The sequence below is a fragment of the Acidovorax sp. HMWF018 genome, assembly GCF_003061035.1.
Lineage (GTDB): Bacteria > Pseudomonadota > Gammaproteobacteria > Burkholderiales > Burkholderiaceae_C > Acidovorax > Acidovorax delafieldii.
This window is the reverse complement of record NZ_QAIM01000014.1, coordinates 1-9171: the sequence shown is the minus strand read 5'-3', so window position 1 is coordinate 9171 and position 9171 is coordinate 1. Positions and strand designations below refer to the sequence as shown.

The following is a 9171-nucleotide window of genomic DNA, read 5'->3' as shown; positions in this document are numbered from 1 at the left end:
GTCAATGGCTGCGTTGTGGGTGTGGACGGTGCGGGGTGGTCCAAGGCGGCTGAGTGACCCCGCACGGCAGGTCAGCGGGGTGTGAACTGCACGTACACCTCGTTGGGCTTGACCATGCCCAGCTCGCTGCGCGCCTTTTCTTCCACCATATCGAGGCCTTCCTTGAGGTCGTGCACCTCCGAGGTCAGCCGCGCATTCGCCTGGCGGGCCTGTTCGTTGGCCGCCTTCTGCACATCAATCTGCCGCTGCATCGCATTGACGCGCGGCACACTGCCCCGCCCCAGCCAGAGCTGGGCGTGCAGCGCTGCCAGCAAGGCCAGCAGGATGACGGGGACGATGCGGGAGACCAATGGAGGGCTCGCTCAGGCGAGGGCTGCCAGGGGCTCAGCGCAGGTTGTAGAACGCAGCGCGGCCAGGGTACTGCGCAATCTCGCCCAGATCTTCCTCAATGCGCAGCAGCTGGTTGTACTTGGCGATGCGGTCCGAGCGCGACAGCGAGCCGGTCTTGATCTGGCCCGCATTCGTGCCCACCGCGATGTCGGCAATGGTGCTGTCCTCGGTCTCGCCCGAGCGGTGCGAGATCACGGCGGTGTAGCCGGCGCGCTTGGCCATCTCGATCGCAGCGAAGGTCTCGGTCAGCGTACCGATCTGGTTGATCTTGATCAGGATCGAGTTGGCAATGCGCTTGTCGATGCCTTCCTTCAGGATCTTGGTGTTGGTCACGAACAGGTCGTCACCCACCAGCTGCACCTTGTCGCCCAGGCGTTCGGTCAGATGCTTCCAGCCGTCCCAGTCGCCTTCGTGCATGCCGTCTTCGATGCTGATGATCGGGTACTTGTCCACCCAGGCCGCCAGCATGTCCGTCCACTGCTGGGCGGTGAGCTTGAGGCCGCCTTCGCCTTCCAGCACATAGTGGCCGTCCTTGTAGAACTCGCTCGCAGCGCAGTCCAGGCCCAGGGCGATCTGATCGCCCGCCGTGTAGCCCGCAGCTTCAATGGCTTGCAGGATCAGGCGGATGGCTGCTTCGTGGTTTTCAACGCTGGGGGCAAAGCCGCCTTCGTCGCCCACGGCGGTGCTGATGCCCTTGTCGTGCAGGATCTTCTTGAGCGCGTGGAACACTTCGGCGCCCCAGCGCACGGCTTCGCGGAACGTGGGCGCGCCCACCGGGATGATCATGAACTCCTGCAGGTCCAGGCTGTTGTTGGCGTGTGCGCCGCCGTTGATCACGTTCATCATGGGCACGGGCAGTTGCACGCTGCCCATGCCGCCCAGGTAGCGGTACAGGGGCAGGCCAGACTCTTCGGCGGCGGCGCGGGCCACAGCCATCGACACGGCCAGCATGGCGTTGGCGCCCAGGCGGCTCTTGTTCTCGGTGCCATCGAGGTCGATCAGGGTCTTGTCCAGGAAGGCCTGCTCGGAGGCATCCAGGCCCAGCACGGCTTCGCTGATCTCGGTGTTGATGTATTCCACGGCCTTGAGCACGCCCTTGCCCAGGTAGCGGCCCTTGTCGCCGTCGCGCATTTCAATGGCTTCACGGCTGCCGGTGGAGGCGCCCGACGGCACGGCGGCCCGGCCCATCACGCCCGATTCGAGCAACACGTCGCATTCGACGGTGGGGTTGCCGCGGCTGTCCAGAATCTCGCGACCGACGATGTCAACGATGGCACTCATGGTTTTCCTTTTGCAGAAGTTTTAAATCAAATCAGTCTCTAGCGCCTTCTGTATAAGCGCTAGCAGCTATTAATTGGTGAGCGATTTGGGTGTGTGCGCTCAGACGCCTTCGACACACACCATGCGCATGACGGCTGCGCCTTCACGGGCGGCCTTGGCTTTCTGGTACTCGGGCGTGTCGTAGAAGGCGCGAGCGGCTTCAAAGCTCGGGAACTTGAGGATCACGGTACGACCGGGGTTCCAGTCGCCCTCCAGCACTTCGACCTTGCCGCCACGCACGCAGACTTCAGCGCCGTGGGCTTGCATGGCCAGGGTGCTCCACTTGCGGTACTCGTCATACTGCGTGGGGTTGGTGACGGTGACGGATGCGATGACGTAACCACTGCTCATGTCTCAAGCTCCAAAGTTGTTTTCGAGGAATCCGCTTTTCTTGGTGACATCGTCCAGGGCCACCAAGGTCTCCAGCAGCGCCTTCATGTGCTTGAGCGGTACGGCGTTGGGGCCGTCCGCCCAGGCCTCGGCGGGGCGGGGGTGGGTTTCCATGAACAGGCCCGCCACGCCCACAGCCACGCCGGCACGCGCCAGCACGGGCACCATGTCGCGCGCACCACCGCTCACGGCGCCCAGGCCGCCGGGCTTTTGCACCGAGTGGGTCACGTCAAACACCACGGGTGCGCCGGAGTTGCGCATCTCGGCCAGGCTGGTCATGTCGGCCACGAGGTTGTTGTAGCCAAAGCTCACGCCGCGCTCGCAGGCCAGAAACCGGTCTTCCGACAGGCCGACTTCGGCCGCTGCAGACCGGGCCTTGTCGATGACGTTCTTCATGTCCCAGGGCGCCAGGAACTGGCCCTTCTTGATGTTGACCGGCTTGCCACTTTGCGCCACGGCGCGGATGAAGTCCGTCTGGCGGCACAGGAAGGCAGGCGTCTGCAGCACATCGACCACGCTGGCCACCTCGGCCACGTGCGAGGTGTCGTGCACGTCGGTCAGGATGGGCAGCTGCAGCTGGCGGCGCACTTCATCGAGGATCTTGAGGCCAGCGTCGATGCCGACGCCGCGCTTGCTGGTGCCGGAGGAGCGATTGGCCTTATCGAACGAGCCCTTGTAGATCAGCGGAATGCCCAGCGGCGCGCAGGCTTCCTTGAGCTGGCCTGCGACGTCGAGCGACATTTCCAGGCCTTCAATGGAGCAAGTGCCCGCGATCAGGAAAAAGCGCTGGTCCAGGCCAACGTTGAATCCGCACAGCTGCATGCTTGAGTCCCCTTATGCTTTTTTTGCGGCTTGCTGGTGTTCCACTGCGGCCTTGATAAAGGCGTTGAACAGCGGGTGGCCGTTCCAGGGCGTGGACTTGAACTCGGGGTGGAACTGCACGCCGATGAACCAGGGGTGCACGGTTTGCGGCAGCTCCACGATTTCGGTGAGTTCTTCACGCTGGGTCAGCGCCGAGATCACCAAGCCCGCCTTGCGCAGCTGGTCCAGGTAGTTCACGTTGGCTTCGTAGCGGTGGCGGTGGCGCTCTGTCACCACGTCGCCGTAGATGCTGTGGGCCAGCGTGTCCTTGGACACGTCCGAGCTCTGCGCGCCCAGGCGCATGGTGCCGCCCAGGTCCGAGTTTTCATCGCGCTTCTTGATGGTGCCGTCTGCATCCTTCCACTCGGTGATCAGTGCGATCACGGGGTGGGGCGTGGTGGGGTCGAACTCGGTGCTGTTGGCGTTGGCCAGGCCTGCCACATGGCGGGCGTATTCGATGGTGGCCACCTGCATGCCCAGGCAGATGCCCAGGTAGGGCACCTTGCGTTCGCGGGCAAACTGCGCCGTGGCGATCTTTCCTTCCACGCCACGCTGGCCGAAGCCGCCGGGCACCAGGATGGCGTCGTACTTGGCCAGCTTGGCGGCCGCGTCGGCGCTGTCGATGGTCTCGGAATCGACATGGTCGATCTTCACGCGCACATGGTTGCGCATGCCCGCGTGGCGCAGGGCCTCGTTGACGGACTTGTAGCTGTCCGACAGGTCCACATACTTGCCGACCATGGCGATGGTGACTTCGCCCTGGGGGTGTTCGGTTTCGTACACCAGATCGTCCCAGCGCTTGAGGCTGGTGGGTGGGGTGTTCAGACGCAGCTTGTCGCAGATCAGGCCATCGAGGCCCTGTTCGTGCAACATCCGGGGCACCTTGTAGATGGTGTCCACGTCCCACATGCTGATCACGCCCCATTCGGGCACGTTGGTGAACAGCGAGATCTTGGCGCGCTCTTCCTCAGGAATACGGCGGTCGGCGCGGCACAGCAGCGCGTCGGCCTGGATGCCGATTTCGCGCAGCTTTTGCACGGTGTGCTGGGTGGGCTTGGTTTTCAGCTCCCCCGCTGCAGCGATCCAGGGCAGGTAGGTCAGGTGCACGAAGGCTGCGTTGTTCGGGCCCATGCGCAGGCTCATCTGGCGCACGGCTTCCAGGAACGGCAGCGATTCGATGTCACCCACGGTGCCGCCGATTTCGACAATGGCCACATCCACGGCATCCGGCGTGCCGATGCCGGCGCCGCGCTTGATGAATTCCTGGATTTCGTTGGTGACGTGGGGAATGACCTGCACGGTTTTGCCCAGGTAGTCGCCGCGACGTTCCTTCTCCAGCACGGACTGGTAAATCTTGCCCGTGGTGAAGTTGTTGGTTTTCTTCATGCGCGTTTCGATGAAACGCTCGTAGTGGCCCAGATCCAGGTCGGTTTCTGCGCCGTCATCGGTCACGAACACCTCGCCGTGCTGGAACGGCGACATGGTGCCCGGATCTACGTTGATGTAGGGGTCAAGCTTGATGAGGGTGACTTTGAGTCCCCGCGATTCGAGGATCGCGGCAAGGGAGGCTGAGGCGATTCCCTTACCGAGGGAAGACACCACACCGCCGGTGACGAAGACAAATTTGGTCATGTCTTTTTTGGTGGTGGGAGGGTAGGGACAGTTCATTGCTGAACCATCCCCCCCTAAGAACCGGACTTGCGACTTTCACCGCATCCGGCTCAAGCACAACATGTCCATGTTCGGTTGAAGAACCGAGGATTTTACTCTCAACCCCTTTTCCGATCATGGACGCTAAGCCCTTATCGGGCCGGTTTCGCTACCGTCAATCCAAGAGCGTGCAGTCTGACGTGACAGACCGGATGCAACAACACCCGGTTGGACAGAGCATCCGACCCGCCCACCACCTTGTAAACAATGTGATGGTCGTGCCAGCCGCCCTGTGCGTCCAAAGGCTCTGTGCAGAGTGCACAACGCCCGTTCTGTGAGATGAACAGCATTGACGTTTCGTACTGGTACGACATGCTTTTGAGCATGCGTTTCGTCCTCAACGTTTCGCCATATAGCTCCCATTTCGGGTCAAAGGGGTTGTAGTCCCCCTTGATCTTTTCGTGTCTCACGATCTCTGTATCAGCGAGCTTCAACAGTTTTACCGCGATTGAACCTTCTGCTGTTTTGACGGTTGCAGCGAACTCATCCCTCTCTGCGGCGCGCTGCCAGTAACGGCTTTTGCACCACGGTCGGGACTTATTCGGATGACGCCTTCTCGCCCAGCGGACAAGCCGCCAGTGGATCAAGCTATCCATCCGACTGAAGGTTTCTTTCGCCACCACCGGCTGGTGGTACTGCGCCCAGCCACGAAGGACTGGGTTCAGTTTGGCAATGAGATCCTCCTGCTTCACCGATACATGCGTTTTCACGATATCCCGGACTTTGCTGTAGAACGCTTTCACGTTCTTCTTGCTCGGTTTTATGAGCAATTTCCCTTTGTACTTGCGGAAGTTCCATCCCAGGAAATCGAACCCGTCGTCGATGTGTGTGACTTTCGTCTTCTCCGGCGATAGCTCCAATCCTCGTTGTGCGAGGAAGGTTTCTATCCACGGCCTAACCTCGGTTTCCAGCAGATCTTTCGAGCTGCCGGTGATCACGAAATCGTCGGCGTACCGAACCACATAGACTTTTAGCTTCGCAGCCTTCGTCTTGCCGAATCGTGCACAGAGGTGCTCGATCAGGCCCGCTTCCAGCCCGTTTAGACACATGTTCGCCAGGGTAGGCGAGATGATTCCGCCTTGCGGCGTTCCTTCTTCAGTTGGCGAAAGGCGGCCCTGGTGGACCACCCCGGCTTTCAGCCACTTGCGCAAGATCGTCTTGTCCATAGGAACGTGACGAACCAGCCAATCGTGGTTGATGTGATCGAAACAGCCCCGAATATCCGCCTCCAGCACCCATGGGGCCGAGGCCTTTCTGGATGTACAGACGAATATCTGGCCCATGGCATCCGCCGTAGAGCGATTTTTCCTGAACCCATATGAGTTCGGGTCACTCGTGGTTTCCGCCACAGGCTCCAGCCCGAGCAGGTGGAGTGCCTGCATGGCCCGGTCAAACATAGTCGGGATGCCCAGTGGGCGCTCCTTTCCGTTCGATTTTGGGATGTAAACCCGCCGTAACGGCAGGGGTCGATATCCCCGTTGCTGCTTCAATTTCCCAATCGCCGCCCGTTTCAGGGCAGGTGAATCCCAAAGCTGGCGATCAACACCTGATGTTCGCTTGCCTTGGTTTTCAGTAACCCGTCTCACCGCCAGAGCCCTGGCGGAAAACGAGTGATTCAAGGACCGTTGAAGGGCTTTCACCCTGCGCCAATCCTGTTTCTGCGTAGCCTTCGCTATACGTTGCTGCGTCGTTCTCACGAACCGTTCGACCCGGTGCCAGTCAATGGCGTGCCAGTCTTGCGGTTCGCGTGAGGACGCAGATTCACTGTCTCCAGTGAGTTCTCTCATGCTTTCCCCTTCGAGTTGAACCCTCGGGGGACGCACTTTCCCCCGAAGGGGAAAAACGTCCCTTCGGGGTTTCGATTAAACAAATGCAGTCGTCTCGCGACGGTTGCACCACATATGGAAGTCAGCCCGCTTTCGCGTCGGGGGATGTTTCACCCCGTATACCGCGCGTTACACGCGGCCGTTCGCTTTCTCCAAGATCCCATACCCCCTCACCCAACAGGTCGCCTTGCGGCTTCCCTGCCCACACACCGGGGTGTGCAGGCGGATAGTGGGGCTTACCACGTTCCCTGATCTACCGAGATCGGTGGAGTGAACCACCTCTCTCTATCCGGTTAGGACTCATCTCTCCTGGGGCTGCACTGTTGACGACGCACTCTCAATTTCCACGAGAAGTGCCGGCAGCGTACCTTTTGGTTTTGGCCTAACAGCAGCTTTGGCCAATCAATCCTTACCCAGGTTCAAACGATGATTCACTTTACGTTGCCCATGCGGAAATAGCCTTGCCCCTCTACCGCCGTTCTGCTGGCAGTGTCTGGCCTGAATCCTCGCGGATCCAGACCACCGCTTGCGCGGGGGATACGTTGTCAGGTGAGCTTCGCACCGGTCCATTGCTGGTCCGGCACGTCACCGTAGGCTACTCGTAGTCGTATACGAGGACGCAGCACCCCATAAGGGATGTGCGACAAGGCAGATCAGAGCGGAGCACTCTGAGTTGGTCCAGATGCGCTGCTCACATTTGTTGATCGCCTGAAGAGGCGACCATTTATCCACGGCGAAACCGCTTGTGGCGGTTCGTCGGCAATGTGCGCGAGCGCCACAAACGGTATTGCTACCGTTCAATTTCAGTCACCCCAGAGGGGCGACGTTTCAGATGACCGGTTGCCCGAGCATCGTCATTAAAAGCCCTTCACAAGGAAGAACTTTGTGAGATGGCCGTGTTACCGACCAGCTCTCTGGAGCCTGTCCGAGGACAGGCGATTTAATTGCTTTTTGTTTTTAGAGGCAAGCTACCTCACTCAGAGCAACGCGTTACGTGTCGCACGGAAATTGGGATTATAGATGGCACCCCGGCGACACCCCCGAGGGCAGGGTCACCCCCGTCTGCTAAATTCGCGCCATGAATGAGCTTGCTGGCAAACACATTGTTCTGGGTCTGAGTGGGGGCGTGGCTTGCTACAAGGCAGCCGATCTGTGCCGCCAGCTCATCAAGGAGGGCGCCACCGTGCAGGTGGTGATGACCGAGGCGGCTGAACAATTCATCACGCCGGTCACCATGCAGGCGCTGTCTGGCCGCACGGTGTACGGCTCGCAGTGGGATGCGCGCGAGCCCAACAACATGCCCCACATCAACCTGAGCCGTGAGGCCGACGCGATCCTGATAGCGCCATGTAGCGCCGATTTCATCGCGCGGCTGGTGCAGGGCAGGGCGGATGAGCTGCTCAGCCTGCTGTGTCTGGCGCGCCCCGCGCAGCGCGTACCTTTGCTGCTGGCCCCTGCCATGAACCGCGAGATGTGGGCGCATCCCGCCACGCAGCGCAATCTGGCCCAGGTGGCGCAGGACGGTGCCGTGGTGCTGGGCGTGGGCAATGGTGACCAGGCCTGTGGCGAGACGGGTGACGGCCGCATGCTGGAGCCGCTGGAGCTGCTGGACGAGCTGATCGCTTTTTTCACGCCCAAGACCCTTGTGGGCCGGTCGGTGCTTGTCACGGCAGGGCCCACTTTTGAAGCCATCGACCCGGTGCGTGGCATCACCAACCTGTCGAGCGGAAAGATGGGCTTTGCCGTGGCCCGGGCAGCGCGTGAGGCGGGTGCCGATGTCACCCTGGTCGCAGGGCCGGTGCATGTGCCCACGCCACGCGGCGTGCGGCGTGTCAATGTGCAGTCCGCCCAGGAGATGCTGGCGGCCGTGGAGCGGCATGTCCAGGCCGCCTCGGTGTTTGTTGCCACAGCCGCAGTGGCCGACTGGCGCCCTGCCCACCAGTCCGACCATAAGATCAAGAAAGACGGCTCGGGCCAGTCCCCGTCGCTGGAGTTTGTCGAGAACCCCGACATTCTGGCCACCGTAGCCCGGTCGCCGCATGCGCTGGAAGGGGATCTTTTCTGCGTGGGTTTTGCCGCCGAAAGCCATGACCTGCTGGCGCATGCCACCGCCAAAAGGACGCGCAAGGGCGTCCCCTTGCTGGTGGGCAATATTGGCCCCGCTACCTTTGGGCAGGACGACAACGCCCTGCTGCTGGTGGACGCGCAGGGCCACCGCGAGTTACCCCGCGCGTCCAAGCGTGTGTTGGCGCAGCAGCTTATCGCTGAGATCGCCGCGCGTTTGTCACCTTTGCGTTCTTGACGACCACCACCGTGGGGAGGTGTGATGACAACTGGTGCCACCAAGCCTGATTGGGACACGCCACCCGATGGCGACTTTGCTGCTTATGTGGAGCGGCTGACAGCCCAGGCGCCTTTGCAAAAGGCCCGAGCGGCACAGGCAAGTGCTGCCGCTACCAACGGTGCCGTTCAGTTATCCAAGGCCAGTGCGCCAGCGACCTCCCTGCCTCAGGTCCTGCCGCCCGATGTGCTGCAGCTGATGCAGCCGCTGGCGGGCGTACTGCGCACGGTGCGATCGGTGTTGCTGGTAGTGATGGTGTTGCATGGCATTGCGCTGTTCCTGCTTGGTCAGGGCTCGCTGCCAGGCTTGGTGGTAATGGGCGCGGTGTGGTGG

General features: G+C 61.3%; 7 protein-coding genes and 1 pseudogene. 2 read left to right on the top strand and 6 right to left on the bottom strand.

The window, feature by feature from the left end:
* Positions 1 to 71: 71 nt before the first annotated feature.
* The 6 genes from DBR23_RS00405 to ltrA all read right to left on the bottom strand — a co-directional run bounded on the left by DBR23_RS00405 (position 72) and on the right by ltrA (position 6458).
* A complete protein-coding gene (locus DBR23_RS00405; protein WP_056061693.1) occupies positions 72 to 350 on the bottom strand; it encodes a septum formation initiator family protein in 279 nt (92 codons plus the stop codon).
* A 34-nt stretch (positions 351 to 384) separates the two neighbouring features.
* The gene (eno, locus tag DBR23_RS00400; RefSeq protein WP_056061696.1) at positions 385 to 1671 is read right to left on the bottom strand and encodes a phosphopyruvate hydratase; all 1287 of its coding nucleotides are present in this window, start codon (positions 1669 to 1671) and stop codon (positions 385 to 387) included.
* A 99-nt stretch (positions 1672 to 1770) separates the two neighbouring features.
* Positions 1771 to 2061, bottom strand: a complete 291-nt coding sequence (locus DBR23_RS00395) for a DUF1330 domain-containing protein (protein WP_056061699.1) — start codon at positions 2059 to 2061, stop codon at positions 1771 to 1773.
* Between the two features lie 3 nt (positions 2062 to 2064).
* A complete protein-coding gene (gene kdsA, locus DBR23_RS00390) occupies positions 2065 to 2922 on the bottom strand; it encodes a 3-deoxy-8-phosphooctulonate synthase (protein ID WP_108496940.1) in 858 nt (285 codons plus the stop codon).
* A gap of 12 nt (positions 2923 to 2934) precedes the next feature.
* Entirely contained in the window at positions 2935 to 4593 is a 1659-nt protein-coding gene (locus tag DBR23_RS00385; protein WP_108496941.1) for a CTP synthase, read from the bottom strand.
* Between the two features lie 170 nt (positions 4594 to 4763).
* A complete protein-coding gene (ltrA, locus tag DBR23_RS00380; protein ID WP_108496939.1) occupies positions 4764 to 6458 on the bottom strand; it encodes a group II intron reverse transcriptase/maturase in 1695 nt (564 codons plus the stop codon).
* A gap of 1117 nt (positions 6459 to 7575) precedes the next feature.
* Between ltrA and coaBC the strand changes: the two genes are divergently transcribed.
* Both coaBC and DBR23_RS00370 read left to right on the top strand, forming a co-directional pair.
* Complete coding sequence (gene coaBC / locus DBR23_RS00375) at positions 7576 to 8799, top strand: bifunctional phosphopantothenoylcysteine decarboxylase/phosphopantothenate--cysteine ligase CoaBC (RefSeq protein ID WP_108496938.1); 1224 nt, start codon at positions 7576 to 7578, stop codon at positions 8797 to 8799.
* 24 nt (positions 8800 to 8823) lie between these two features.
* Positions 8824 to 9171 (top strand): annotated as a pseudogene (locus DBR23_RS00370) (hypothetical protein); the annotation flags it as partial.